24 protein-coding genes are annotated in these 26,703 nt (G+C 72.9%); 16 read left to right on the top strand and 8 right to left on the bottom strand.

Annotation, left to right across the window (positions count from 1 at the left end; all coding sequences use genetic code 11):
• Window positions 1–34 precede the first annotated feature (34 nt).
• From AB0O67_RS05465 to meaB, 3 genes are read left to right on the top strand one after another with little or no spacing between them, the layout of a single operon-like run.
• Entirely contained in the window at window positions 35–1,837 is a 1,803-nt protein-coding gene (locus AB0O67_RS05465; protein WP_365446447.1) for a methylmalonyl-CoA mutase subunit beta, read from the top strand.
• A complete protein-coding gene (gene scpA / locus AB0O67_RS05470) occupies window positions 1,837–4,011 on the top strand; it encodes a methylmalonyl-CoA mutase (RefSeq protein ID WP_365446449.1) in 2,175 nt (724 codons plus the stop codon). The genes AB0O67_RS05465 and scpA overlap by 1 nt, the downstream gene beginning before the upstream one ends.
• A complete protein-coding gene (gene meaB, locus AB0O67_RS05475) occupies window positions 4,008–5,009 on the top strand; it encodes a methylmalonyl Co-A mutase-associated GTPase MeaB (protein ID WP_365446451.1) in 1,002 nt (333 codons plus the stop codon). Before scpA ends, meaB begins: the two co-directional genes overlap by 4 nt.
• A gap of 28 nt (window positions 5,010–5,037) precedes the next feature.
• On the opposite strand, the gene msrB is transcribed toward meaB, so the two are convergent.
• From msrB to AB0O67_RS05495, 4 genes are all read right to left on the bottom strand, one after another.
• On the bottom strand, window positions 5,038–5,466 hold the full coding sequence (msrB, locus tag AB0O67_RS05480; protein WP_365446453.1) for a peptide-methionine (R)-S-oxide reductase MsrB: 429 nt from the start codon (window positions 5,464–5,466) through the stop codon (window positions 5,038–5,040).
• Window positions 5,467–5,479: 13 nt separating this feature from the next.
• Window positions 5,480–6,871 (bottom strand): UDP-N-acetylmuramate--L-alanine ligase, encoded by a 1,392-nt coding sequence (gene murC, locus AB0O67_RS05485; RefSeq protein WP_365446455.1) that lies wholly within the window; start codon window positions 6,869–6,871, stop codon window positions 5,480–5,482.
• A 129-nt stretch (window positions 6,872–7,000) separates the two neighbouring features.
• Window positions 7,001–7,474, bottom strand: coding sequence for an indole-3-glycerol phosphate synthase (locus tag AB0O67_RS05490; RefSeq protein ID WP_365446457.1), 474 nt, complete (start codon window positions 7,472–7,474; stop codon window positions 7,001–7,003).
• A 152-nt stretch (window positions 7,475–7,626) separates the two neighbouring features.
• The gene (locus AB0O67_RS05495; RefSeq protein ID WP_365446459.1) at window positions 7,627–8,403 is read right to left on the bottom strand and encodes a pyrimidine reductase family protein; all 777 of its coding nucleotides are present in this window, start codon (window positions 8,401–8,403) and stop codon (window positions 7,627–7,629) included.
• 107 nt (window positions 8,404–8,510) lie between these two features.
• Here AB0O67_RS05495 and zapE point away from each other — a divergent pair, with 107 nt between their 5' ends.
• The 6 genes from zapE to AB0O67_RS05525 all read left to right on the top strand — a co-directional run bounded on the left by zapE (window position 8,511) and on the right by AB0O67_RS05525 (window position 15,453).
• Entirely contained in the window at window positions 8,511–9,611 is a 1,101-nt protein-coding gene (gene zapE, locus AB0O67_RS05500; protein ID WP_365446461.1) for a cell division protein ZapE, read from the top strand.
• 412 nt (window positions 9,612–10,023) lie between these two features.
• Window positions 10,024–10,605: a carbonic anhydrase gene (locus tag AB0O67_RS05505; protein WP_365446463.1), complete on the top strand. Its 582-nt coding sequence runs from the start codon at window positions 10,024–10,026 to the stop codon at window positions 10,603–10,605.
• Window positions 10,606–10,613: 8 nt separating this feature from the next.
• Window positions 10,614–12,068, top strand: a complete 1,455-nt coding sequence (locus tag AB0O67_RS05510; RefSeq protein ID WP_365446465.1) for a SulP family inorganic anion transporter — start codon at window positions 10,614–10,616, stop codon at window positions 12,066–12,068.
• A 109-nt stretch (window positions 12,069–12,177) separates the two neighbouring features.
• Window positions 12,178–13,083 carry a slipin family protein gene (locus AB0O67_RS05515; protein ID WP_365446467.1) on the top strand — a complete coding sequence of 302 codons (906 nt, stop codon included), beginning with the start codon at window positions 12,178–12,180 and terminating at the stop codon, window positions 13,081–13,083.
• Window positions 13,084–13,172: 89 nt separating this feature from the next.
• The gene (locus AB0O67_RS05520; protein WP_365446469.1) at window positions 13,173–14,552 is read left to right on the top strand and encodes an alkaline phosphatase PhoX; all 1,380 of its coding nucleotides are present in this window, start codon (window positions 13,173–13,175) and stop codon (window positions 14,550–14,552) included.
• Window positions 14,553–14,604: 52 nt separating this feature from the next.
• Entirely contained in the window at window positions 14,605–15,453 is an 849-nt protein-coding gene (locus AB0O67_RS05525; protein WP_365446471.1) for a polysaccharide deacetylase family protein, read from the top strand.
• Window positions 15,454–15,458: 5 nt separating this feature from the next.
• Here the strand turns inward: AB0O67_RS05525 and AB0O67_RS05530 are convergent, their stop codons facing one another.
• Complete coding sequence (locus tag AB0O67_RS05530) at window positions 15,459–15,641, bottom strand: hypothetical protein (protein WP_365446473.1); 183 nt, start codon at window positions 15,639–15,641, stop codon at window positions 15,459–15,461.
• Between the two features lie 56 nt (window positions 15,642–15,697).
• Here AB0O67_RS05530 and AB0O67_RS05535 point away from each other — a divergent pair, with 56 nt between their 5' ends.
• The 5 genes from AB0O67_RS05535 (at window position 15,698) to AB0O67_RS05555 (ending at window position 21,444) form a co-directional block, all read left to right on the top strand.
• Complete coding sequence (locus AB0O67_RS05535) at window positions 15,698–16,405, top strand: peptidyl-tRNA hydrolase (protein ID WP_365446475.1); 708 nt, start codon at window positions 15,698–15,700, stop codon at window positions 16,403–16,405.
• A 123-nt stretch (window positions 16,406–16,528) separates the two neighbouring features.
• Window positions 16,529–17,317, top strand: a complete 789-nt coding sequence (locus AB0O67_RS05540) for a DUF4142 domain-containing protein (RefSeq protein ID WP_365446477.1) — start codon at window positions 16,529–16,531, stop codon at window positions 17,315–17,317.
• Between the two features lie 158 nt (window positions 17,318–17,475).
• The gene (locus AB0O67_RS05545) at window positions 17,476–18,804 is read left to right on the top strand and encodes a DUF692 domain-containing protein (RefSeq protein ID WP_365446479.1); all 1,329 of its coding nucleotides are present in this window, start codon (window positions 17,476–17,478) and stop codon (window positions 18,802–18,804) included.
• 96 nt (window positions 18,805–18,900) lie between these two features.
• Complete coding sequence (locus AB0O67_RS05550) at window positions 18,901–19,677, top strand: TIGR04222 domain-containing membrane protein (protein WP_365446481.1); 777 nt, start codon at window positions 18,901–18,903, stop codon at window positions 19,675–19,677.
• 135 nt (window positions 19,678–19,812) lie between these two features.
• Entirely contained in the window at window positions 19,813–21,444 is a 1,632-nt protein-coding gene (locus AB0O67_RS05555; protein WP_365446483.1) for an alpha/beta hydrolase, read from the top strand.
• A gap of 27 nt (window positions 21,445–21,471) precedes the next feature.
• Here the strand turns inward: AB0O67_RS05555 and hemQ are convergent, their stop codons facing one another.
• Window positions 21,472–22,203 (bottom strand): hydrogen peroxide-dependent heme synthase, encoded by a 732-nt coding sequence (gene hemQ / locus AB0O67_RS05560; RefSeq protein ID WP_365446485.1) that lies wholly within the window; start codon window positions 22,201–22,203, stop codon window positions 21,472–21,474.
• 5 nt (window positions 22,204–22,208) lie between these two features.
• A complete protein-coding gene (gene hemG / locus AB0O67_RS05565; protein ID WP_365446487.1) occupies window positions 22,209–23,666 on the bottom strand; it encodes a protoporphyrinogen oxidase in 1,458 nt (485 codons plus the stop codon).
• Between the two features lie 159 nt (window positions 23,667–23,825).
• On the opposite strand from hemG, the gene AB0O67_RS05570 reads away from it, so the two are divergent.
• Both AB0O67_RS05570 and AB0O67_RS05575 read left to right on the top strand, forming a co-directional pair.
• Window positions 23,826–24,869, top strand: a complete 1,044-nt coding sequence (locus AB0O67_RS05570; RefSeq protein ID WP_365446489.1) for a DUF4349 domain-containing protein — start codon at window positions 23,826–23,828, stop codon at window positions 24,867–24,869.
• A gap of 27 nt (window positions 24,870–24,896) precedes the next feature.
• Window positions 24,897–26,294, top strand: coding sequence for an FAD-dependent oxidoreductase (locus tag AB0O67_RS05575; RefSeq protein WP_365446491.1), 1,398 nt, complete (start codon window positions 24,897–24,899; stop codon window positions 26,292–26,294).
• An 8-nt stretch (window positions 26,295–26,302) separates the two neighbouring features.
• On the opposite strand, the gene AB0O67_RS05580 is transcribed toward AB0O67_RS05575, so the two are convergent.
• On the bottom strand, window positions 26,303–26,629 hold the full coding sequence (locus AB0O67_RS05580) for a hypothetical protein (RefSeq protein WP_365446493.1): 327 nt from the start codon (window positions 26,627–26,629) through the stop codon (window positions 26,303–26,305).
• Between the last annotated feature and the right edge of the window lie 74 nt (window positions 26,630–26,703).

Genomic DNA, 26,703 nt, shown 5'->3' on the forward strand with positions numbered 1-26,703 from the left:
CTGCTCCTTTGTTCACCTGGCCTAGCATCCGAGCATGACGGTCCTGCCCGACGACGGGCTTTCCCTGGCCGCCGAGTTCTCCGACGCGACCCGTGAGCAGTGGCAGCGCCTTGTGGCGGGCGTACTGCGCAAGTCGGGCAAGGACGTCGAGGGCGCGGCCGCCGAGGACGCCCTGGCCACCACGCTGGAGGACGGACTCCGTGTCCGCCCCCTGTACACCGCCCACGACGCCGCGCCCGAGCCCGGCTTCCCCGGTTTCGCGCCCTTTGTGCGCAGCGCCCGGGCCGAGGGGAACACTCTCGGCGGCTGGGACGTGCGCCAGCGGCACGCGACCGTCGACGGCGGCGCGGTGCTGGCCGACCTGGAGAACGGCGTCACCTCCCTCTGGCTGGTCGCCGGCGACGCCGGCCTCCCGGTGTCCGCGCTCGGCCAGGTCCTCGACGGCGTCTACCTCGACCTGGCGCCCGTCGTCCTCGACGCCGGGCGCGATGTGGAGGACGCGGCGCGGGAATTGCTGCGGCTGTACGAGGAGCGGGGCGTCGCCCCCGAGGCGGCGCGCGGCAACCTGGGCGCCGACCCGCTGGGGTTCGAGGCCCGTACGGGCCGGACGTACGACTTCCCGGTCGTGGCCGGGCTCGCGCGGCGCTGCGCCGAGGAGTACCCGGGACTGCGGGCGCTGACCGTGGACGCGCTGCCGTACCACGAGGCCGGCGGCTCGGCCGCGCAGGAGCTGGGGTGCTCGCTGGCGACCGGTGTCGCCTATCTGCGGGCGCTGACCGAGGCGGGCCTGAGCGTCGAGCAGGCCTGTGGACAGCTGGAGTTCCGGTACGCGGCCACCGCCGACCAGTTCCTGACGATCGCCAAACTGCGCGCGGCGCGCAGGTTGTGGGCGCGGGTCGCCGAGGTCTGCGGGGGCCCGGGCGCCCAGGTGCAGCACGTCGTGACCTCGCCGGTGATGATGACGCGCCGCGACCCGTGGGTGAACATGCTGCGCACCACGGTGGCCACGCTGGCGGCCGGCGTCGCGGGCGCCGACGCCGTGACCGTACTGCCGTTCGACCACGCGCTCGGCCTGCCGGACGCGTTCGCGCGCCGTATCGCCCGCAACACCTCCACGATCCTGATCGAGGAGTCGCATCTGTCCCGGGTGATCGACCCGGCGGGCGGTTCCTGGTATGTGGAGCGGCTCACCGACGAACTCGCCCACGCGGGCTGGGAGTTCTTCCGCGGCATCGAGCGCGAGGGCGGCCAGGCCGCCGCCCTGCGGTCCGGGACCGTCCGGGAGCGGCTGGCCGAGACCTGGGCGGCCCGGAGCGCGAAGCTCGCCAAGCGGCGTGAACCCGTCACCGGCGTCAGCGAGTTCCCGCACCTGGCCGAGAGGCCCGTCGTGCGCGAGCCGGCCCCCGAGCCGCCCACCGGCGGCCTCCCCCGCGTGCGCCGCGACGACGCGTACGAGGCACTGCGCGCCCGTTCCGACGCCCACCTCGCCGCGACCGGCTCCCGCCCCCGGATCTACCTGGCCACCCTCGGCCCGGCCGCCGCCCACAGCGCGCGCGCCGCCTTCGCCGCGAACCTCTTCCAGGCGGGCGGCATCGAGCCCGTCAGCGAGGGCACCTTCGAGGAGAGCGGGGCGAGCGAGGCCTGCCTCTGCTCCAGCGACGAGCTGTACGCGGAGCAGGCCGAGGCCCGCGCCCAGGAGCTGACGGCGGCGGGCGCCGCGCAGGTGTCCCTCGCGGGACGGCCGGGGCAGTACGCGGGTGTCGGCAGTTACGTCTTCGCGGGCTGCGACGCGATCGCCGTGCTCTCCGCGACCCTCGACCGGATGGGAGTGTCCTGATGTCCTTCCCCGACTTCTCCGGGATCGAGCTGGGGACCCCGGCCACCGACGGCGCGGCCGACGAGTGGCGCACGGCGGTGAAGAAGGCGGCGGGCGGTGACGACCTGCTCTGGGAGACCCCGGAGGGCATCGCGGTCAAGCCGCTCTACACCGGGCAGGACCTGGAGGGCCTGGACTTCCTGGACACCTACCCGGGCATCGCGCCCTACCTGCGCGGCCCGTACCCGACGATGTACGTCAACCAGCCCTGGACCATCCGCCAGTACGCGGGCTTCTCCACCGCCGAGGAGTCCAACGCGTTCTACCGGCGCAACCTGGCGGCCGGTCAGAAGGGCCTGTCCGTCGCCTTCGACCTGCCCACGCACCGCGGCTACGACAGCGACCACCCGCGCGTGACCGGTGACGTCGGCATGGCGGGCGTGGCCATCGACTCGATCTACGACATGCGCCAGCTCTTCGACGGCATCCCGCTGGACCGGATGACGGTGTCGATGACGATGAACGGCGCCGTGCTGCCGGTGCTGGCGCTGTACATCGTGGCGGCCGAGGAGCAGGGCGTGCCGCCGGAAAAGCTCGCGGGGACCATCCAGAACGACATCCTCAAGGAGTTCATGGTCCGCAACACCTACATCTATCCGCCGAAGCCGTCGATGCGGATCATCTCCGACATCTTCGCCTTCACCTCGCAGCGGATGCCCCGCTACAACTCCATCTCCATCTCCGGCTACCACATCCAGGAGGCGGGCGCGACGGCCGACCTGGAGCTCGCGTACACCCTCGCGGACGGCGTGGAGTACATCCGTGCGGGCCGGGAGGCGGGCCTGGACGTGGACGCGTTCGCGCCGCGGCTGTCGTTCTTCTGGGCGATCGGCATGAACTTCTTCATGGAGATCGCCAAGATGCGCGCGGCCCGCCTGTTGTGGGCGAAGCTGGTGCGGCAGTTCGACCCGCAGAACGCCAAGTCCCTCTCCCTGCGCACGCATTCGCAGACCTCCGGCTGGTCGCTGACCGCCCAGGACGTGTTCAACAACGTCACGCGTACGTGCGTGGAGGCGATGGCCGCCACGCAGGGCCACACCCAGTCGCTGCACACCAACGCGCTCGACGAGGCCCTCGCGCTGCCCACCGACTTCTCGGCGCGGATCGCCCGCAACACGCAGCTGCTCATCCAGCAGGAGTCCGGCACCACCCGCGTGATCGACCCGTGGGGCGGCAGCGCCTACGTCGAGAAACTGACGTACGACCTCGCGCGCCGCGCCTGGCAGCACATCCAGGAGGTCGAGCAGGCGGGCGGCATGGCGCAGGCCATCGACGCCGGCATCCCGAAGCTGCGCGTGGAGGAGGCCGCGGCACGCACGCAGGCCCGCATCGACTCCGGCCGGCAGCCGGTGATCGGCGTGAACAAGTACCGGGTCGAGACCGACGAGCAGATCGAGGTGCTCAAGGTCGACAACTCCTCGGTGCGCGCCCAGCAGATCGAGAAGCTGCGCCGGCTGCGCGCGGAGCGTGACGAGACCGCCTGCCGGGACGCGCTGGACGCGCTCACCCGCGCGGCCGGCGGCGACGGCAACCTGCTGGAGCTGGCGGTGCACGCGGCCCGCGCCAAGGCGACCGTCGGCGAGATCTCGGACGCCCTGGAGAAGGTGTACGGGCGGCACGCGAGCCAGATCCGTACGATCTCCGGGGTGTACCGCAACGAAGCAGGCGAGTCCCCCTCCGTCGACCGTACCCGCGTCCTCGTGGACGGGTTCGAGGAGGCCGAGGGCCGCCGCCCGCGCATCCTGGTCGCCAAGATGGGCCAGGACGGCCACGACCGCGGCCAGAAGGTGATCGCGACCGCCTTCGCCGACCTCGGTTTCGACGTGGACGTCGGCCCGCTGTTCCAGACGCCCGCCGAGGTCGCCCGCCAGGCCGTGGAGGCCGACGTGCACATCGTCGGGGTGTCCTCGCTGGCCGCCGGCCACCTCACCCTCGTACCGGCGCTGCGCGAGCAGCTCGCCGAGGAGGGCCGCGAGGACATCATGATCGTGGTCGGCGGGGTGATCCCGCCGCAGGACGTGCCGACCCTGCTGGAGATGGGTGCGGCGGCCGTCTTCCCGCCCGGGACGGTGATCCCGGACGCGGCCCACGACCTGGTGCGGCGGCTGGCGGCCGGCCTCGGGCACGAGCTGTGATCGACGTCGACGCGTATGTGAAGGGCGTGCTCGACGGGAAGCGGGCGATCGTGGCACGCGCAATCACGCTCGTCGAGTCCACCCGGCCGCAGCACCGGGCGTCGGCCCAGCAGTTGCTGACCGAGCTGCTGCCGTACAGCGGGAAGGCGCGGCGGATCGGCGTCAGCGGGGTGCCGGGAGTCGGCAAGTCGACGTTCATCGACGCGTTCGGCACCATGCTGACCGGTCTCGGCCACCGGGTCGCCGTGCTCGCCGTCGACCCGTCGTCGACCCGGACCGGCGGCTCGATCCTGGGCGACAAGACGCGGATGGAGCGGCTGGCCGTGGACCCCGCGGCCTTCGTCCGCCCCTCCCCCACGGCCGGCACCCTCGGGGGCGTCGCCAAGGCGACCCGCGAGTCGATCGTGGTGATGGAGGCGGCGGGCCACGACGTGGTCCTCGTCGAGACGGTCGGCGTGGGCCAGTCCGAGACCGCCGTCGCCGACATGGTCGACTCGTTCCTGCTGCTCACTCTCGCCCGCACCGGCGACCAGCTGCAGGGCATCAAGAAGGGTGTCCTGGAGCTGGCCGACGTGCTCGCCGTCAACAAGGCGGACGGCCCGCACGAGCGCGACGCCCGGGCGGCCGCCCGTGAACTGTCGGGCGCGCTGCGGCTGATGCACGGCGGGGACGCCTTCTGGACGCCGCCGGTGCTGCACTGCAGCGCCCGCGAGTCGACCGGTCTGGACACCGTCTGGGAGCGCCTCGAACAGCATCGCTCGCTGCTCGACTCCACCGGCCGGCTCGCCGCCAAACGCCGTGACCAGCAGGTCGACTGGACCTGGACGATGGTCCGCGACGATCTGCTGGGCCGCCTGCACGCCCACCCGGCCGTGCGCGCCCTCGCGCCGGACCTGGAGCGTCAGGTCCGGGACGGCGAGGTGACGGCGACGCTGGCGGCGGAACGGATCCTGCGGGCGTTCGAGGGCGGCACGGGGGACCCGGTCACTCCTGCGTGAGCACGGGCCCGTACCCCCTCAGCTCTCGTCAGCTCTCGTCGGGCTTCTCGGCCTCGTCCTCCGGGGCCAGCCGCAGCGAGATGCTGTTGATGCAGTACCGCTGGTCCGTCGGTGTGGGATAGCCCTCACCGTCGAACACGTGCCCGAGGTGCGATCCGCAGCGCGCGCACAGCACCTCGGTGCGCAGCATGCCGTGCGAGCGGTCCTGCACCAGCTCCACCGCGTCGCTGTCCTTGGGGTCGTAGAAGGACGGCCAGCCACAGTGCGACTCGAACTTGGTGTTCGAGGTGAACAGCTCGGCACCGCAGGCGCGGCACGAGTACACGCCCTTGGTCTTGGTGTCGGTGTACTCACCGGTGAACGCGGGTTCCGTCGCGGCCTGGCGCAGCACGGCGTACTCGGCCGGCGTCAGTTCCACGCGCCACTGCTCGTCCGGCTTCTCGACGTCGTACGACATGGGTGTCAGCCCCTCACTTCGGCAGGCGGTCCAAGATGCGCGGTCCGAGGTCGGTGACGTCGCCCGCGCCCATGGTGAGAACCAGATCGCCCGGCCCGGACATTCCCGCCACCACCTCGGGCACCTCGCCCTTGTCGTGCACGGGCGTCACGTCCGCGCCCGCGGCCCGGGCCGCCTCGATGATCAGCTCGCTGGTGACGCCCGGGATCGGGTCCTCACGGGCCGGGTAGATGTCCAGCACCACGGAGGCGTCCGCGAGGGCCAGGGCCTGGCCCATCTCCTTGCCCAGCTCCTGCGTCCGCGAGAACAGGTGCGGCTGGAAGACCACCAGGATGCGCGCGTCGCCGGCGGCCGCCCGCATCGCCTCCAGGTCCGCGGTCATCTCGGTCGGGTGGTGGGCGTAGGAGTCGATCACCTGCACCCCGGCCGCCTCGCCCTTGAGCTGCAGCCGCCGCTTCACCCCGGTGTACGCGGCCAGCGCCGGCGCCAGCTCCGCCGCCGGGATGCCGAGGGCCACGCCGGCCACGAGGGCGGCGACCGCGTTGTGCGCGTAGTGCCGGCCGGGGACGGAGACCGCGAAGGTGAGCTCACGGCCGTCCAGCAGGACGGTGACCTCGCTCTTCAGCCCCTGCGGCAGGACCGACAGCACCCGCACGTCGGCGTCGTCCGCCGAGCCGTACGTCACGACCTTGACGCCCGAGGCCGCGACCCGCCGCGTCAGCTCCCGCGCGCCCTCCTGGTCGGCCGAGATCACCAGCGTGCCGCCGGGCACGATCCGCCCGGCGAAGGTCTCGAAGGACTCGTAGATCTCGTCCATCGACGCGTAGTTGGCGTGGTGGTCGAGCTCGACGTTGAGCACGATCGCCACCTCGGGAGCGTACTTGTGGAAGCTGCGGTCGCTCTCGTCCGCCTCGGCCACGAAGATGTCGCCGTCGCCGTGCAGCGCGTTGGATCCGGGCGCGTCCAGGTCACCGCCGATCGCGTACGACGGCCGCAGCCCGAGCGCGGACAGCGACACGGCCAGCATCGAGGTGGTCGTGGTCTTGCCGTGCGTTCCGGCGACGGCGATCGGCCGCAGCCCGTCCATCAGGGCGGCCAGCGCGTCGGACCGGTGCACCACCGGGACGCCCAGCTCGGCCGCGCGGGCCAGCTCCGGGTTGTCGGACCGGATCGCCGAGGACACCACGACACAGCTGGCGTCGTCCGCGAGGTGCTCCGCCGCGTGCCCGATGTGCACGGTGGCGCCCAGGGCCCGCAGCGCCTCCGCGGTCGCCGACTCCTTGGCGTCACTGCCGGCGACCTTGGCCCCCCGCTGCGCCAGGATCTTCGCGATACCGGACATCCCGGCCCCACCGATGCCGATGAAGTGCGGTCGGTCCATGGCGGTAGGAAGGCCGGGTGCCATGCGTGTTCTCCCCAAGATCCGTTACGACGAGCAGCGCGCCACCGGTGAGGGAGCGCGGCCCCAGCCTATTCCGTAGGGCGCGGGGCGCCCTGTAAGGGGGCGGAGTCGTCGCGTCACCGCCCTCCACACCTAGGCCTTGCTGTGCGAGAACAGCTTCAGCACCGGTACCCCCACCTTGTGCCGGGCCCGAGAAGCCCAGTCCCGATGGAAGAACTCCTCCACGTAGTGGGGATCCGTCAGCACGATCACCTCGTCGGCCCCCACCTCCTCGACCACGCCCTTCAGCGCGTCCAGCGGATGGTCCTCGATCAGCCGGCCCTCCGCCGCGCTGCCGGAGGCCCGCAGGGCCTGCAGGGACACGTCCAGCGCCCGCTGCCCCTCACTCCTGGCCGCCTCCCCCTCCGGCGTCTCCCCCTCCCGCGCCGCTTCGTCGAGCTCCCCCAGCGCGAGGTCGTCGATGGCCCGCAGCAGCCGGTCCGCCTGCTCACCACGCGGCTGGAGCAGCACATGGAAGGCGACCGGCTCGTCCCCGTGCAAGGTGGTGACGAACTCCACGTCGGCGGACGTGAGGGCCTTCTCGATCATCAAAACGCTTGTGAACACCAGGCGCCCCTTCTCCTCCGAGGGCCGGTCGGCCCTCCGTCCTCCGTCGGCCGTGCGGCCCTGCGGAAACCATCCTGCCCCGTGATCGCACGGGTAGTGCGCGTCTTAGTGTGCCCGTCGCGAGCCAAGCGGAACGTCATGTTCCGCCGGTCTCATGACCGACGGTAACGGGTGAACAGAAAACCGGCCTCTTCCAGCAGGGACGCCAGTTCGAACCGCTGCGGGACAGTCACCGCCGGACCCCCGGCGATCCGCTGCGCGCCCCCGGCCGAGAGCATCGGGGAGACGGTCAGGCACAGCTCGTCCAGCACCCCGGCCGCCACCAGCTGCCCCAGCAGCCGTGGCCCGCCCTCGGTGAGCAGCCGGGTGTGACCGAGCCCGGCGAGCGCCCGTACGGCCCGTGCGGGCTCCACGCCGACGCCGTCGCCGGCGACCACCACCCGCGCGCCGGCCTTCTCGGCCGCGGCCACCCGCTCCGGGGCCGCCGCCGCGCCCGTGAGGATCAGCGTGGGCACCACGGGCGCGGTGAACAGCGGCAGCGAGAAGTCCAGGTCCAGGCCGGCGCTGACCACCGCGATCGCGGGCACGGGCTCCTGTCCGGCCGCCTCGCGCGCCGCCGTGAACTCCGCACGCACGCGTGCCGGGCGGTATCCCTCCTGGCGGACCGTCTGGGCACCGACCATCACGACGTCCGCGAGCGCCCGCAGGGTGCCGAAGATCCGCATGTCGGTGGCGTTGGAGATGGGCTGCGACCTGCCGTCGTGCTGCGCGGCCCCGTCGAGCGTGGAGACCATGTTGGCCCGCAGCCAGGCAACCGGCTCCCCCGCCGGCGGCGCGGGGTAGGCGTACGCCTCCGCCAGCTCCGCGAGATCCCACTCGCGGTCGGCCGGGTCCACTGTCGTGTCGGTCACAGGAAAGAGGCGTCGCATGCCGAGAAGTGTTCCACGCGGGCGGCGATCCATCCGGGCCCCCCGGGGGCCCCGCGCGTGGGGCCGGGCCGGAACCGCCCCCGCCCCACCCTTTAGCATGGGTAAGCGTGTCCTCCTCCACCGCAGCCGGCCGAAGCCCCATAGCCGCCGAAGCCGCCACTCTCTCCCTCTGCACGCGGGAGCCGCACGTCCCCGCGGACCGCCTGGTGGCCGAGATGGTGCCCCCGCCCCGCTTCGACTCGGTGCGCTTCAGCACGTACATCCCGGACCCCGACCAGCCCAGCCAGACCGAGGCGGTAGGGGTCCTGGAGGGTTTCGCGGCCGGCCTCGGCGCGGCCCCCGGCAGCGACAGGCGGGGATTCTTCGGCTTCGGCAGGGCCAAGGCGCCGAAGGCCCCCGCCGGGCCCCGGGGCGTCTACCTCGACGGCGGTTACGGGGTGGGCAAGACCCACCTCCTCGCCTCCCTGTGGCACGCGACCCCCGCCGAACCCGCCCACAAGGCGTTCGGCACGTTCGTGGAGCTGACCAACCTGGTCGGCGCCCTCGGCTTCCAGCAGACCGTCCAGACGCTCTCCGGCCACCGCCTCCTGTGCATCGACGAGTTCGAGCTGGACGACCCCGGCGACACCGTCCTGGTCTCCACCCTGCTCGGCAAGCTGGTCGACGCGGGCGTCGCGCTCGCCGCCACCTCGAACACCCTGCCGGGCAAGCTCGGCGAGGGCCGGTTCGCGGCGGCCGACTTCCTGCGCGAGATCCAGGGCCTGTCGGCCCACTTCCGCGCCCTGCGCATCGACGGCGAGGACTACCGCCACCGCGGCCTGCCGAAGGCCCCGGCGCCGTTCACCGACGAGCAGGTGACACGAGTGGCGCAGGCCACCGAGGGCGCCTCGCTCGACGCGTTCCCGCGGTTGCTCGACCACCTCGCCCGCGTCCACCCCAGCCGGTACGGCGCGTTGACGGACGGCCTCAGGGCGGTCTGCCTGACCGACGTGCGGCCCGTTCCCGACCAGTCGACGGCGCTGCGGCTCGTGGTGCTCGCGGACCGGCTCTACGACCGTGAAGTTCCCGTCCTGGCCTCGGGGTTGCCCTTCGACCAGCTGTTCAGCGAGGAGATGCTGAGGGGCGGCTACCGCAAGAAGTACTTCCGGGCCATCTCGCGGCTCACCGCGCTGGCCCGGGACGCCCAGCGCCTGACAGCGGGCCTCTGACGCCACGCCGTCGCCGGTGTCAGAGGGACGGATCACGCCAGCTCAACCTCACTTTTGAGGCTCTCTTCGGCTCGAAACGCCAAGTTAACCCTGCAAGCAACTTTGCAGGGTTAATGTCTTTCTTGACCAGCTGTTGACCAACCGTTGGTGCAGGCTAGAGGTGTGACCGAACCCGAGGGAGGCCCGATGTTCCGAATACGCGAGTGGGCCGAATCCGACGCGGTCGCGCCCAGCGCCGCGTACGACCACGTGTCGAGACCCTCGACCGCCCCCTCCCCGACCGCGTTCCAGGTCTTCGGCCGCTGAGACCGGTCGCCGAGGCCGGCCGCCTGGAGCAGAAGCGGTCCCCCACGTCACCCTGTCATGCACGTCCGACGCGCCCCCACTGCGCGCCAGGAGGAATCAGCACGTCATGCAGCCCCTCATCGACAACGCCCGCACGTTCGGACAGCGCCCTGAGGAGTTCGCTCCGCTGGCTCAGGGCCAGTCCCCTGAAGTCCTGTTCATCACCTGCTCCGACTCCAGGGTCGTTCCTGCCCTGATCACCGGCGCCCGCCCCGGCCAGCTGTTCGAGCTGCGCACCGCGGGCAACATCGTTCCCCCGTACACCTCCGGCCGCCCCAGCGGGGAGGCGGCCACCATCGAGTACGCCGTGGAGGTGCTCGGCGTCCGGGACGTCGTGGTCTGCGGCCACTCGCACTGCGGTGCCGTCGGCGCGCTGGTGCGCGGCGACGACCTCGACGCCGTGCCGGCCGTGCGGGACTGGCTGGCGCACGCCGCCGACCAGCCCGAGGCCGCCGACCCGACCGACCCGACGGTCGCCGAGGCCGTGCAGAACCACGTCCTGGCCCAGCTGTTGCGGCTGCGCTCGTACCCGTGCGTCGAGCAGCGGCTGGCGGACGGCCGGCTGCGGCTGCGCGGCTGGTACTACGAGGTGCACACCGGCGCCGTCCGCGAACACCACGCCGGCAACGACGCGTTCGAGGCCCTGTGAGGCCCGCAATGACCAAGTACCCCTACTTAAGGCAGGACTTCGCAGCCTCCGTCGTCGTCTTCCTCGTCGCCGTGCCGCTGTGCGTCGGTGTGGCCGTCGCCTCCGGTGTCCCGGCCGAACTCGGCCTGATCACCGGCATCGTCGGCGGCATCGTCACCGGTCTGCTGCCGGGCAGCAGCCTCCAGGTGTCCGGCCCGGCGGCGGGCATGACCGTGCTGGTCTACGAGGCGGTCACCGAGTTCGGGCTGCCCGTGCTCGGGGCGCTCGTGCTCGCGGCCGGTCTGCTGCAGCTCGTGATGGGCGCCCTGAAGCTGGGGCGCTGGTTCCGGGCCATCTCGGTCTCGGTCGTGGAGGGCATGCTGGCCGGCATCGGCCTGGTGATCATCGCCGGCCAGCTGTACGCGGCGGCCGGCATGAAGGCCCCCACGTCCGGCATCGAGAAGATCGCCGGTCTGCCCGAGGCCGTCGTGCTGGCCGTGGGCAGCACCACGGCGCTGGCCTCCGTGGCGATGGGAGCGGCGACGATCGCCGTCATGGTGTCGTGGAAGCGGCTGCCGGAGAAGGTGCGCGCGGTGCCCGGTGCCCTCGCCGCGGTCGCCCTGGCCACGCTCGCCACCCTCGCCTTCGACCCCCCGGTCTCCACCGTCGAGGTGAACGGCCTGATCGACTCGATCCAGCCGCCCGGCGCGGGCGCCTTCGCCGAGCTGGCGAGCCCGGCCGTCATCGGCACCGTCCTGGCCTTCACGCTGATCGCCTCAGCGGAGAGCCTGTTCAGCGCGGCGGCCGTGGACCGGCTGCACGACGGTCCCCGCACCCGCTACGACAAGGAACTGATGGCCCAGGGCGCGGGCAACGCGGTCTGCGGCGTGCTCGGCGCCCTTCCGATGACCGCGGTCATCGTGCGCAGCTCGGCCAATGTCCAGGCGGGCGCCCGGACCAAGGCCTCGCGAGTGCTGCACGGCCTCTGGCTGCTGCTGTTCGCCGCCCTGCTGCCGTCCGCGCTGGCGCTGATCCCGCTGCCCGCGCTCGCGGGCATCCTGGTCCACGCCGGCTGGAAGCTGATCCCCTTCCGACAGCTCGTGACGATGTGGCGCGACCATCGGGGTGAGGCGCTGATCCTCGTCGTCACGGCGGCCGCCATCGTCGGCGTGAACATGTTCGAGGGCGTCCTGATCGGCCTCGCCCTGTCGGTCGCCAAGACCGCCTGGGAGGCCTCGCACCTGAAGCTGGAGGTCATAGACAAGGGTGCCGGACCGATCCAGGCCCACCTGTCGGGCAACGCGACCTTCCTGCGGCTGCCCAAGATCCTCGACAGTCTGGAGGCATTGCCGCAGGACCGGCCCATCGAGCTCGACCTGTCCGGTCTCCACCACCTGGACCACGCGTGCCGTACGGCGCTGGAGAGCTGGGCCGAGCGGCACAGCGCGTCGGGCACCGACCCGGTGAAGGTGACCATACCCTGACCGATCCCGCGACCCGGTGTCCGGTACGGAGCCCCCATGGCCCCGGACCGGACACCGGGCATATCGTTGCAGGAACGGATGTCACGGGCCTCTGGCGAGGAGGTCGTCCATGCTCGAAGAAATCCTGGTGGCCGCCGCCGCGGTCGGTTCCGCCGGTGTGGTGTACCTCGGGGCGGCGGCGCGGGTCGTCAAACAGTACGAGCGCGGTGTGGTACTGCGGCTCGGCCGGCTCAGGGACCAGGTGCGGGCGCCCGGATTCACGCTGATCATCCCGTTCGTGGACCGGCTGCACAAGGTCAACATGCAGATCGTCACGATGCCGGTGCCGGCCCAGGAGGGCATCACCCGGGACAATGTGACCGTGCGCGTGGACGCCGTCGTGTACTTCAAGGTGGTCGACGCGGCGAGCGCGCTGATCAAGGTCGAGGACTACAAGTTCGCGGTCTCCCAGATGGCCCAGACCTCGCTGCGCTCGATCATCGGCAAGAGCGAGCTGGACGACCTGCTGTCCGACCGCGAGAAGCTCAACCAGGGGCTCGAGCTGATGATCGACAGCCCGGCCGTCGGCTGGGGCGTACAGGTCGACCGGGTCGAGATCAAGGACGTGTCGCTGCCGGAGACGATGAAGCGCTCCATGGCCCGCCAGGCCGAGGCCGACCGCGAGCGCCGTGCCCGAGTCATCAACGCCGACGCCGAGTACCAGGCGTCGAAGAAGCTCGCCGAGGCGGCCCAGCAGATGGAGGACACCCCGACCGCGCTCCAGTTGCGGCTGCTCCAGACGATCGTGGCGGTCGCCGCCGAGAAGAACTCGACGCTGGTGCTGCCCTTCCCGGTGGAGCTGCTCCGCTTCCTGGAGAGGTCGCCCCATGCGGTGGCCCACCCCCAGGGGCAGAGCAGACCGGACCTCGCGCGGCCCGACGAGACCGCGAGCCTCACCCAAGAGCCCGGCTCCTCTCCCGATCCCGACGCCACTGAGCCGCCGCGCCCCACCCCGGGCCTCGGCGACGCTCCGTGACGGATGCTACGCGCGTGGTTCCAGCGACCGCCGGTAGCTGATAGACACGGCGGGGTCACTGTCCTGTCCGCCAGCAGGAAGGTTTCCCCATGTCCGTGACACGTCGTCATGCCCTCGCCCGCGGCGGTGCCCTGGGAGTGGGCATCGCCTTTTCCGGCGCCCTGTCCGAGCTCTTCGCCGGTACGGCCGCCGCCCAGCAGCTCGGCCACAGCGGCTACGGCCCCCTCGTACCCGACCCGAAAGGCCTGCTCGACCTGCCGGAAGGATTCCGTTACCGGGTGCTCTCCCGTGAGGGCGACCCGCTGCTCTCCGGCGAGGGCCGCGTCCCCTCCAACCAGGACGGCATGACCGCCCTCGCCGGCCGCCACGGCCGTGTCCATCTCGTCCGCAACCACGAGAACCGCGTCACGTCGAGGGGCCCCGTACCGGTGATCGAGGGCCTCACCTACGACCCGGCGGCCAAAGGCGGCTGCACGGCGCTGACGCTGGAGCCCGACGGCCGGGTCAGCTCCGAGCGCGTGGCCATCGCCGGAACGGCCGTCAACTGCGCAGGCGGCCCCACCCCTTGGCGTACCTGGCTGACCTGCGAGGAGACCGAGGACCGAGCCGGCACCACCGGCTACACCAAGGACCACGGCTTCATCTTCGAGGTCGATCCGGCCGACCCGCACCGCACGGGCGCGGTCCCGCTGACCGCGATGGGCCGCTTCCAGCACGAGGCGATCGCGGTCGACCCGCGCTCCGGCGTCGTCTACGAGACGGAGGACGCCTTCGTCCCGCCCTTCGGCCTCTTCTTCCGCTTCCTGCCGAGGAAGCCGCTCGGCGGCACGGGCTCCCTGCGCGCGGGCGGGCGGCTCCAGGCGATGCGCGTGCCCGGCGTACCCGACCTGTCGTCGGTGCAGGAGACCGGCGCCTGCTTCGACGGCGTCGAGTGGGTGGACGTACCGGACCCGCTCGCCACCACCACCTCGGTGCGCCTCCAGGACTACGGCCCGAAGGGGATCACGCGCGCGCAGAAGCTGGAGGGCTGCTACTGGGGCGGCCGGAGCGTGTACTTCGTCTCGTCGTTCGCCCGCAGTGCGGACGGCTCGGCGGGCGACCACTCCGGCCAGGTCTGGCGCTACGACCCGGCGGCCCGTCGCCTCACCCTGGTGATCGTCTTCGGCCCGGACAACGACGTCGAGCTGCCCGGCGAGTGGCCGGACAACATCTGCCTCGCCCCCGGTGGCGGCCTGATGGTCTGCGAGGACGGCAACGGCGCGCAGCACGTCTTCGGAGTCACACGCCGGGGCGAGGTGTACGCGCTGGCCCGCAACCGGCAGAACACCGGTACGCCCCAGGCACCGAAGTACGGCGAGTTCGCGGGCGTCACCTTTTCACCGGACGGCGAGACGATGTACGTCAACTGCTACGACCCGGGGACGACCTTCGCGGTGAGCGGTCCGTGGCGGAGGCCGCCGGCCGGGTGACCCGTAGGTCGCGTCGGCGCTGACGCCGACGCGAATGTCATATTTTCCGACGGTGATCACTTATGCGCGAAGAGTCATCACCGTCTGCGCCCTGGGTGCCGCCCTGGCCGCCTGCGGCACCGTCAAGGCGCCGCAGGGTGGCCGGACGGCGGTCCCCTCGGCGCCCGCCTCCCCCGCGAAACCGCCCACCCTCGCCCCCGGCCCCGCGGGCCTCACACCGGTGTTCACCAGCGGCCCGCGGGCCGGGGGCAAGACCGTCGCGCTCACCTTCGACGCCGACATGACCGCCGATCAGGGGCCGCGTGCCGCGGAGGGCGAGCACTTCGACAACCCGCAGCTGATCGCGACGCTGCGGGCGCTGAAGGTGCCGGCCACCGTCTTCATGACGGGCCGGTGGGCGGAGCAGTACCCGATCCAGGCCCGCGGCATCAGCCGGGACCCCCTGTTCGAGGTGGCCAACCACTCCTACAGCCACTACGCCTTCACCACCGACTGCTACGGCCTGCCGACGGTCGGCGTGGAGCGGATGCGCACGGAGGTGGAGCGGGCCTACGCGGCCTTCCGCCGGGCCGGCGTGCGGGACGCGAAGCCGTACTTCCGGTTCCCCGGCGGCTGCTACGACCAGCAGGCGCTGCGGGCGCTGAGCGCCACGGGCGTGACAGCGGTGCAGTGGGACGTGGTGGGCGGCGACGCCTTCGCGACGGACGCGGACGCGGTGGCGCGGCAGGTGCTGGAGGGGGTGCGGCCGGGGTCGGTCGTCGTGCTGCACTGCACGCGCAGCGCGGCGCCGACGACCGAGCGGGCGATCCGTACGGTCGTGCCGGAGCTCCGGCGGCAGGGATACCGTTTCGTGAAGGTGTCCCAGCTGATCCGCGCGGCGGCCACCGACGGGCGGTCGTGACCGCCCTAGCCGGAACAGGCCGTCCGCTGGGCCTCCAGCCACTCACACTCGGGACACAGCGTGATCCCCTTGTAGGACTCCGGATACTCGGTCGGCTTCCTGCACAGCACGCACTCCGCGTACGGCGGCCCCGCCGCCTTGGGCGGCCTGCTCGCGTCGATCAGGCAGTAGTCGTCACCGTCGCTCATACCTCCAGCGTATGCCCGTGGCTCCCGGCGCTCGCGAGGTTGGCAGACTGGACCGCGTGACCACAGAACCGACTGCCGGCCCCTTCCGCTCCGAGCCCGGCCCCCGCGACACCGCGCCCCAGTTCGTGCTGCCGCTGGTCGTGCGGCTGGAGCGGGACTCCCCGCCTGCCCGGACCGATGCCCTGGAGACCGCCGCCCGCGCCGTGCTCGTGCTGCTGAGCGACGCGCGCTCGCTGGGCGAGGGGGAGTGGGCCGAGGCCGTGCGGGACTGGCAGGACGCACGGATCCGGAAGGTGGTGCGACGGGCCCGGGGCGCCGAATGGCGGCGGGCCGAGGCGCTGCCCGGCATCACGGTGACCGGGAAGGCGGCGGAGGTGAGGGTGTTCCCGCCGGTCCCCCTGGACGGCTGGCCGAAGGACCTGGCGCGGCTGCAGGTCTCCGGGACGGAGCTCGACGATCCGGAGCCGCCGGTCGAGGCGGACCCGGGGGCGCCGGTGCTGTGGCTGAACCCGGAGATCGCGATGTCGGCGGGCAAGGCGATGGCCCAGGCCGGGCACGGCGCCCAACTCGCCTGGTGGGCGCTTCCCGACACCGAGCGCGCCGCCTGGCGGGGCGCCGGGTTCCCGCTCGCCGTGCGCACCGCGTCACGGGGCCGCTGGTCCCATCTCACCTCGTCGGGCCTGCCGTCGGTGCGCGACGCCGGGTTCACCGAGATCCCGGCGGGCAGCTGCACCGTCGTCGCCGACCACCCGGCGCTGCGCTGAACCCGACCTCCGTCCACGGTCGCACGGAGCCTTGAACATCCGGGCCCCGTCCCGCGTATCTCCTGGCGCTGGCCTAGCGACTCGTGCACCAACGACCAGTTGGCTTCTCCCAGGAGGCACCCCTTGCGGCGTATCAACGGTACGGCCCTCATCATTGCGGCACTCGCCGCCACCGTCGGCGCTCTCGCCTTCCCGGTGTGGTCGTACGCCGACCGCTCCGGCACCGGCCAGGCCAACATGGCCGCCGGCACCGTCAGCACCCAGTGGGGGCCGCTGACCGCACAGGACCGTGACCTCATCGTCCGGGTGCGGCTCGCCGGTCTGTGGGAGCTGCCGGCCGGCCAGCAGGCGATGGAGCGCCCGACCAGCGCGGCGGTCAAGGAAGCCGCCGACCACCTGATCGTCGGCCACACCGACCTCGACAAGCGGGTGCGCATCGTCGCCGCCCAGCTCGGCGTCGAGCTGCCCAACCAGCCGACCGAGGAGCAGCAGGGCTGGCTGAACGAGATGACCGCGGCCAGCGGCGAGGAGTACGAGTACAAGTTCGCCAACCTGCTGCGCGCCGCGCACGGCAAGATCTTCCCGGCGATCGGCGCGGTCCGGAACAGCACGCGCAACACGCTGGTCCGGCAGCTCGCCTCGGACGCCAACCAGACCGTCCTCGACCACATCACCGTGCTGGAGAAGACCGGCAGGGTCGACTTCGACGCCATCGCGAACGCGGCCGCGAACGCCGCGACCTCCAGCCCGAGCGGCCCGCCCGCGCCGGTCCCCGGCCAGATCGTGCCCTCGGCGCCGCCGGCCGAGGCGACCGGGAACGTCGAGACCACGTCGCAGCCGTCGCCGGGTGCACCGGGCACGGTCAACACCAAGCGGCCGGAGCCGCAGGACACGGCGGGCGTCCTGCAGTGAGCCGCGGGCAACCTCAAATGTTGCTCTGAAGGCGCACGCGGCAGGGTTCGGGCCCCGGGAGCGGGGCCATACCCCCCTCACGCCGGAGAACAGCGGTCCGTCGAAGGAGACGACACAGCGCATCCAGGTGCAGGAGGACGGACGTGAAGGAGGGGGCCATGCAGCGACTGGGAACCGGAATCGGGTGGCGGCCGGAGATCGCGGACGCCGTGGAGCGCATGCCGGGCGTCGACTGGGTCGAGGCGGTCGCCGAGAACGTCTGCCCGGGGCACCTTCCGGAGTCGCTGCTGCGGCTGCGCGAGCGTGGCGTGACGGTCGTCCCGCACGGCGTCTCCCTCGGCCTCGGTGACGCCGAGCGGCCCGACCCCGGTCGTCTCGCGGCGCTCGCCGAGCGGGCGGAGGTGCTCGGCTCGCCCCTGGTCACCGAGCACATCGCGTTCGTCCGGGCGGGCGGCCCGCTCACCGCGTCCCCGCGGCTGGAGGCCGGGCACCTGCTGCCCGTACCGCGCACCCGCGACGCCCTCGACGTGCTCTGCCAGAACGTCCGCATCGCGCAGGACGCGCTGCCGGTGCCGCTCGCCGTGGAGAACATCGCCGCGCTCATCTCCTGGCCGGGTGAGGAGATGACGGAGGGGCAGTTCCTGTACGAGCTGGCCGACCGCACCGGCGTGCGGCTCCTGATCGACGTGGCGAACCTGCACACCAACCACGTCAACCGGGGCGAGGACCCCGTCAAGGCGCTCGCCGAACTCCCGCTGGAGGCCATCGCCTACGTCCATGTCGCCGGCGGCTTCGCACGCGACGGCGTCTGGCACGACAGCCACGCACACCCGGTCCCCCGGCCGGTCCTCGACATCCTCACCGACCTCGCGTCCCGGATCACCCCGCCGGGCGTCCTGCTGGAACGCGACGAGAACTTCCCGGAACCGGCCGAGCTGGAGGGGGAACTGACGGCGATACGGGAGGCGCTCAAGGAGGGTACGCGGGCGAGGACGGGGGCACCGGTCGCCGCCCGGGACCTGGCGGCCCCCACGCCTGAGCCGGCCGGGACCGCCGACCCCGCGTCCTGCGGTTCCGCTTCCGACGCCGCCCGGCAGCGTCTCGCCCTCGCGCAGGCCGCGCTGCTCTCCGCCCTCGTCGCCGGCACCCCGGTCCCCGAGGGGTTCGACGGGGCGCGGCTCGGGGTGCAGGCGCGCGCACTGGCCGGGAAGCGGGCGGACGTGGTGGCCAAGGTGGCGCCGGAGCTGCCGGGGATCCTGGGGGCCGCCTACCGGCCTTCCTTCCTGGCGTACGCGCAGCGGCACCCGATGACCGCGGGGTACCGGCGGGACGCCCTGGACTTCGCCGAGCGGTTGCTGCTGGCCGGCCGCCCCCAGGAGGCCCGGTCACGACGGGAGTTGCGGGAGTGGTGGCTGGAGCGCTCCGGCTCGGCACCACGTCCGCGCTCGCGGATGGCGCGGGCCCGGCGGGTGCTGCTGCGCCGTTGACCGCGGGGCATGCGGAACGTCACGTACCGACAACGCTCCGTCCCGGAATGTGAACAAGGCATGGAGTTTCCCAGTCGGTTGGCATAGAAACACGGCATGTTCTGGGTCCTTCTCCTGTTGCCGGCATGGGCCGTGGCCGGTCTGGCGTGCACCCGGCTGTGCCTGGCCGCCGTACGCGCGGCGGACGCCGGGACGGAGCCGTGCGGGAAGCACGATCTGACGTTGTACGAGGCCGCGTTCCTGTCCGGCGGACCGGCGCGGGTCGCCGATCTGACGCTGGTGTCGATGGCGCGCCAGCGGCGGCTGCTCCTCGCGCACACGGGCTGGGCGACCGTCGTGGACCCGCGGGGGCGCGACGACATCGAGCGGTCGGTGATAGGCGCCATCGGGCCGGAAGGGCAGTCACCCATCGCCCCGGTACGGGCCGCAGCGGCCGCCGCCGACGCCGTGCGCGGCCTCGCCGACCGGCTCGTCAGCGCCGGTCTCGCGGTGCCGGCCGGGGCGGGGGCCACCGTCGGGGCCGGGGTGCGCCAGGTGCGGATCGCCACCCTCGCCGTCCTGGCGCTCGGCGTGGCCGCGCTGCTGATGCCCGCTCAGCAAGGGGTGCCGCGGCTTCTGGTCGCCCTCTGGTTCGCCCTGCCGCTGATCCTCTGCCTCAGCTGCCTCGCCCTGGCCCGCATCGAGGCGCACCCCTACTCGCACTGGGCCTCCCCGGCCGGACAGCGTCTGCTGGGCACGCTGGCCCAGCACCCGGGTGCCGCCGGGGACGATCGCACCTACCTCACCTCGGTCGCCGTACGCGGCATCAGCGCGGTGGGCGAGCCGGATCTGCGCGCGGCCTTCGCACACCGCGGATCCCACCGGCGCGTCTGACGCGCACTCGAAGGGTTCCGGACTCCCCGGGGCGTACGGGCGCATTGGGGCCGACACCGGCCGCCTGTGCTTGCCTTTCCCCACAATCGTACGAAACATCCCTTCTGTCGCTGCCGCGCTTCGAAGGGATACGCGATGAGAGCTGCCGCCCTCTACACGGCCGCCGGTTCCCTGCTCCTGACCAGCCTCGCCGCCGCCCCGGCCGGCAGCGCTCCGGCCCGCCCGGACGCGACGGCCGAGTCGCACGGCACCGCCGTGGCCGCCGCCCGCGCCGCTGCCACCGGTGTCGACTTCGGCGAGTGCGCCGGAGCACAGAACGGAGCGCAGAACCCGCCGGGCATGGAGTGCGCCACGGTCACCGTCCCGCTCGACTACGCGCGGCCCGACGGCAAGCAGATCGGGCTCGCGGTCAGCCGGATGCCGGCCACCCAGCGCGACCCGCGCAACAGCAAGCGCAAGGTGCCCCGGCAGGGCGCCCTGGTCTACAACCCGGGCGGTCCGGGCGCCTCCGGCCTGCAGTTCCCGATGATCGGCCACCTCCCCGAGTGGAAGCGCCTGGCCGCCGCGTACGACCTGGTCGGCTACGCCCCGCGCGGCGTCGGCCGCTCCGCGCCGCTGTCCTGCGAGGACCCCGCGCAGCACTTCAAGGGGCCGTCGTCCGCACCCGCGCACCCCTCTCAGTCGTACAAGCGGGAGCGCATCGCGCGGGCCGCCGCCTACGCGCGCGGCTGCGCCGAGCGGTCGGGGGACGCCCTGCGGCACTACAACTCCCTGAACAACGCCCGCGATCTCGACGTGCTGCGCGCCGCGCTGGGCGAGGAGAAGCTGACGTTCATGGGGGCGTCGTACGGCAGCTACTTCGGGGCGCTGTACGCGACGCTGTTCCCCTCGCACGTACGGCGGATGGTGTTCGACGCGGCGGTGAACCCCGACCCGGCGCAGGTCTGGTACCGCAACAACCTCGCCCAGTCGGCGGCGTTCGAGGACCGCTGGGCGGACATGAAGGAGTGGATCGCCGCGCACCACGGCGTGTACGGTCTCGGCGCCACGCCGGAGGAGGTACAGCACAGCTACGACACCGCGCGGGCGCGGCTCGACGGGAAACCGGCGGGCGGGAAGGTCGGGCCGGGGCAGTTGCAGGGCGCGTTCCTGGAGGCCGGCTACTACGACGAATACTGGCCGTCACGGGCCCAGGCGCTGTCGGCGTACCTGAAGGGCGATCCGCGGCCACTGGTCGATCTTGCCGCGCCGCAGGAGAAGGCGGCCGCGCAGGCGGAGAACTCGCGTGCGGTCTACACGGCCGTCGAGTGCAACGACGCGCCCTGGCCGACGGAGTGGAAGGTCTGGGACCGGGACAACACCCGGCTCGCGCGCGTGGCACCGTTCGAGACGTGGAACAACGTATGGCTGAACCTGCCGTGCGCCTACTGGCAGGCGCCGCGTCAGCGGCCGCTGGACGTGCGGACCGGGCCGGGCGAGCTGCCGCCGACGCTGATCCTGGCGGCCGAACGGGACGCCGCCGCCCCCTACGACGGCGCTCTCGAACTCCACCGCCGGCTGTCCGGTTCGGTCCTGGTCACCGAGCGGGACGCCGGCACGCACGGCATCGCGGGCGGCCCCAACGCCTGCGTCAACGCCCATATGGAGGCGTATCTGATCGAGGGCCGGCTCCCGGGGCGCCGCGCGAACTGCGCACCGCACCCGGAGCCGAAGCCGGGTGCCGCCGGGAGGCAGGGCGCCGCCGAACGGAGCGTTCCCGGCCGGTAGCGTGACGCCGCGCGGAGCCTTCGCCGGTCAGGCGAGGCCCGCGACCAGCTCCGCGATCTCCTTGCGCCGGCCGGTGTAGAACGGCACCTCCTCGCGGACGTGCATCCGGGCCTCCGAGGCGCGCAGGTGACGCATGAGGTCGACGATGCGGTACAGCTCGTCGGCCTCGAAGGCGAGGATCCACTCGTAGTCGCCGAGGGAGAAGGAGGCGACCGTGTTGGCGCGCACGTCCGGGTAGCCGCGGGCCATCTTGCCGTGGTCGGCCAGCATCCGGCGGCGGTCCTCGTCCGCCAGCAGGTACCAGTCGTAGGAGCGCACGAAGGGGTAGACGCTGATGTACGCGCGGGGCGTCTCGTCGGCGAGGAACGCGGGGATGTGGCTGCGGTTGAACTCGGCGGGGCGGTGCAGCGCCATGTTCGACCACACCGGCTCCAGGGCGCGGCCCAGCCTGGTGCGGCGGAACAGGTTGTACGCCTCCTGCAGCTGGTCGCTGGTCTCGGCGTGCCACCAGATCATCAGGTCCGCGTCGGCCCGCAGACCGGAGACGTCGTAGGTGCCGCGGACGGTGACGTCCTTGGCGGCGAGCTGGTCGAACAGCTCCTGGACCTCTTCGGCGTAGCCCGCGCGGTCCTCGGGGAGCACGTCCTTCAGCTTGAACACGGACCACAGGGTGTAGCGGATGACCTCGTTGAGGTCCTTGGCCAGCTTGCCCTTGTTCGGGATCCGGTCGGGGGCGGTGGTGGAGGCGTCGTCGCTCATGTCCCTCATTCTCCCGCTCCCCCGTGCAGACTCTGCACCGGGTGGGCGGTGAGCTCGCGCACCGCCGCCAGGTCGCCGTGGATCTGGTCCACCGCCGCGTACGCACTGGCGACGCAGGCCGGGATGCCCACTCCGTCGTAGACCGCGCCGCACACGGCGAGGCCGGGGAGCTCGCCGACCTGCTCGCGGATGCGGGCCACGCGCGCGTGGTGGCCGACGGGGTACTGCGGCAGGCCCCCGTCCCAGCGGGTGACGCGGGTTTCGACGGGTGTCGCGTCAAGGCCCGTGGCCGCTTCGAGGTCGCGCCGCGACACGTCCACCAGGCCGGCGTCGTCACGGCCGAGGATCGCGGTCTCGCCGTACCGCCCGACGGAGGTGCGCAGCACGACCAGGTCCGGGTCCTGGCCGGCGATCCAGCCCCACTTCCGGGAGGCGAACGTGGACGCCTTGATGGTCCGTCCGTCGACCGGCGGCACCAGGAAGCCGCTGCCCTCGGGAAGGCGCGCCTGGGATTTGCGGTAGGCGAGGGTGACCAGCGCCATCGACGCGTACTCCACGGCGGCCAGATCGGTCGCGGCCGCCGGGGCCTCGGCGCGCAGCAGCTCGGCCGCGGCCGGCGCGGGCGCGGCGACGATCACCGCGTCCGCGTGCAGGACACGGTCCCCGGCCACGACCCGCCAGCCCGCAGGGCCCTCGCGGCGCAGCTCTGTCACCCGGGCCCCGGTGACGATCTCGCCACCACGGGCGCGCACCGACTCGGCCACGGCGAGCGGCAGGCCGCCCACGCCGCCCTCGATGCCCATGAACACCGGCCCGGTCCGGGCGGCGACCGCCGCCGCCTTGGCCTGGATCTGCCGGACCGCCTCGGTGAGCGAGTCGTGCGCCTGGGCGGCCTGGAACAGCTGGGGGACGGCCGAGCGCATCGAGATGCGGTACGCGTCGCCCGCGTAGACACCGCCCAGCAGCGGCTCCACCAGCCGGTCGACCACCTCGCGGCCGAGCCGCGCCGCCACGAACTCACCCACCGCGACGTCGTCGCCGATCTCCGTGCGGGGCAGGCCGGCGTCGCGCTCGATACGCGCGAGGCCCTCCTCGGACAGCACGCCCGCGAGTGCGGAGGCGGTGCCGGGCACCCCCATGACGTGCCCCTTGGGCATCGGGCGCAGCACGCCACGGGTCCACAGGGAGGCCGTCGCGGTGGCCGGCGGCTGGAGCCGGTCGGCGAGGCCCACCTCGCGCGCGAGGGCGACCGCCTCGGGCCGGCGGGCCAGCATCGACTCGGCGCCCAGATCCACGCGGACGCCCGCGATCTCGCCGGGCAGCAGCTTGCCGCCGACCCGGTCGGACGCCTCCAGCACGGTCACCCGCGCCCCCCGGTCCAGCAGCCGGTGGGCGGCGGCCAGCCCGGCGATCCCGGCTCCGACGACCACGGCCTGCCCGGCGTCGGTGGATGCTGCGTTCATGGCTCCACCTTCTCAGACGCCGCTGACAGTCACCCCGGGGCCCTGTGGCCCCACCGAGTCCCGACCGTGACCGCATCGGGACCGGCCGGATCCAACGTCCCGGCCCGTCCCGGCGTCGAAGGAGCGTCCGTTGCCACGATCCTCGGGGGTCTCGCTCACATGCGCGCACCACGTACCGCACACCACCCCGCCGCACGCCCTGTCCCGGCTCTGGCCGGCCTCCTGCTGGTCACCGCCCTCGCGCTGACGGGGTGCAGCGGCGAGGCGGGCACCGCTGCCGACTCCAAGGGCGACGCGGCCGCCGCCCAGGACGAGGCGGCCGTCGGGCCCGGCTCGCCGGAGGGCGCCTACGGCGGCGACAGCCGGCCGGGCGCGGAGACGCCTCCGGCCGCGCCTCGGCTCCCGATGAACCACATCATCCGCACCGCGTCCCTGACCGTGCAGGTCAAGGACGTGCCGAAGGCCCTGGACGAGGCCCGTACGACCACCGAGACCGCGGGCGGCTTCGTGGGCAGCGAGACGACCACCCGGGACGAGCACGGCAACGAGCGCACCCGCGTCGTCCTGCGGGTGCCCGTCGCGCAGTACGAGGACGTCCTGGCCGACCTGGAGGGCGCGGGCAAGCTCCTCGACCGCACCGCGAAGGCGACGGACGTCACCGACCAGGTCGTCGACGTGGAGAGCCGCATCAAGACCCAGCGCGCCAGCGTCGCCCGGATCCGCGAGCTGATGGACCAGGCGACCCGGCTGAGCGACGTGGTGGAGCTGGAGGGCGAGCTGAGCGGCCGCCAGGCCGACCTGGAGTCGCTGCTCGCCCAGCAGGCGTCCCTGAAGGACCGCACGAGCCTGTCCACCATCACCTTGTCGCTGTCCGAGACGCCGGTGGCGAAGGCACCGGAGGAGGACGACGACCCCGGGTTCGCCGACGCGCTGGCGGGCGGCTGGGACGCCTTCGTGACGATGCTGCGCTGGATCGTGGTCGCCCTGGGCGCGGTGCTGCCCTTCGCGGCGTCGGCGGCGCTGCTCGCGCTCGTCTGGCTGCGTCTCGTACGGCCCCGCAGGGCGCGCCGGCCCGCGACGGCGTCCGGGACCGCCGCGCCGGGACCGCTGCCTGCGGCCCGGCAGGCGGCGGAGCCCGCCACGGGTGCCGCGTCAGGTCCCGGGCGTGGTGCTTGCGCGCAGGAGCGGGGCGAGCAGGACTGACGTTCCCCGTGGCCGTAGCGTGTTCGCATGAGCATGAGCGGTGTGAGCGGTGCGAGAGAGCGACTCGTCGTGATCGGCGGGGACGCCGCGGGCATGTCCGCGGCGTCCCAGGCCCGACGGCTGAAGGGGCCCGACGACCTGGAGATCGTGGCCTTCGAGCGCGGCCACTTCACGTCGTACTCCGCGTGCGGCATCCCGTACTGGGTGGGCGGCCAGGTCTCCGAGCGCGACGAGCTGATCGCCCGTACCCCCGAGGAGCACCGCTCGCGCGACATCGACCTGCGGCTGCGCACGGAGGTCGTGGAGATCGACGTCCGCGGGGCGCGGGTACGCGCACGGGACGTCGACTCCGGGACCGAATCCTGGACGCCGTACGACAAACTCGTGATCGCCACCGGTGCCCGGCCGATCCGCCCCGACATGCCCGGCGTCGACGCCCCCGGCGTGCACGGGGTGCAGACCCTCGACGACGGCCAGGAACTCCTGGAAACCCTCACGCACGCGCGTGGCCGGCGTGCGGTGGTCGTCGGGGCGGGCTACATCGGGGTCGAGATGGCCGAGGCGCTGATCAACCGCGGCTACGAGGTGACGGTCGTCAACCGGGGCGCCGCGCCGATGTCCACGCTCGACCCCGACATGGGGCGGCTGGTGCGCGAGGCCATGGAGGGCATGGGCATCACCATGGTCGACGACACCGAGGTCACCAAGATCCTCACCGGTGACGACGGCCGGGTGCGGGCGGTGGCCACGGAGGAAGCCGAACACCCGGCGGACGTGGTCGTGCTGGGCATCGGCGTCCGCCCCGAGACGACGCTGGCGAAGGCGGCCGGGCTGCCCCTCGGAGAGCACGGCGGGCTGCTGACCGATCTGGCGATGCGGGTGCGCGGCCACGAGAACATCTGGGCCGGCGGGGACTGCGTGGAGGTGCTCGACCTCGTCGCCGGGCGGGAACGGCACATCGCCCTCGGCACGCACGCCAACAAGCACGGCCAGGTCATCGGCATGAACGCGGGAGGCGGGTACGCGACGTTTCCCGGTGTGGTCGGCACCGCGGTGAGCAAGGTGTGCGACCTGGAGATCGCCCGGACCGGGCTGCGGGAGAAGGACGCGCTGCGGGTGGGACTGCGCTTCGAGGCGGTGACGATCGAGTCCAGCAGCCGGGCCGGGTACTACCCCGGGGCCTCCCCCATGACCGTGAAGATGCTCGCCGAGCGCCGCACGGGGCGGCTGCTCGGCGTGCAGATCGTCGGCCGGGAGGGAGCGGGCAAGCGGGTGGACATCGCGGCGGTGGCGCTCACGGCCGGGATGACGGTGGAGCAGATGACGGCTCTGGACCTGGGATACGCGCCGCCGTTCTCACCGGTGTGGGATCCCGTGCTGGTGGCCGCGCGCAAGGCCGCGGGGAAGATCCGGGGGGCGTCCTAGGAGCAGGGCTACGCCGTCCCGTTGATGCGGTCGATCGCCTGCCGCGCCTGCTCCCCCGGAGGGCGGGACGGCAGCGAGGACACCGAGGCGGCCGACGACGCCGGCATGGCCGTCGGCTGCGCACCCGCCGGCTTCGCGTGCGCGCCCGGGGAGACGGACCGCAGCCGGTTGCTGACCGCCTCGTCCAAGGTCACCGGCCGCTGCAACTGCGCCGCCATGCGGCCGGCCTCCTGGCCGAGCCGGGCGACGTCCTCCCAGGGGAGGTGGACCACCAGTGCGAGCTGTGCCTCGCCGTCGGGGGTGGCCTGCATCGCAGGAGTAACTCGGTCGTTCATCGCCTGTTCCTCACGTCGTCCCGCGACGCGCCTCGCCGTGCCGCGGCCGGTCGAGAGGAGATACGCGCGCCCGG

It is taken from the genome of Streptomyces sp. NPDC086077 (assembly GCF_040686175.1).
Lineage (GTDB): Bacteria > Actinomycetota > Actinomycetes > Streptomycetales > Streptomycetaceae > Streptomyces.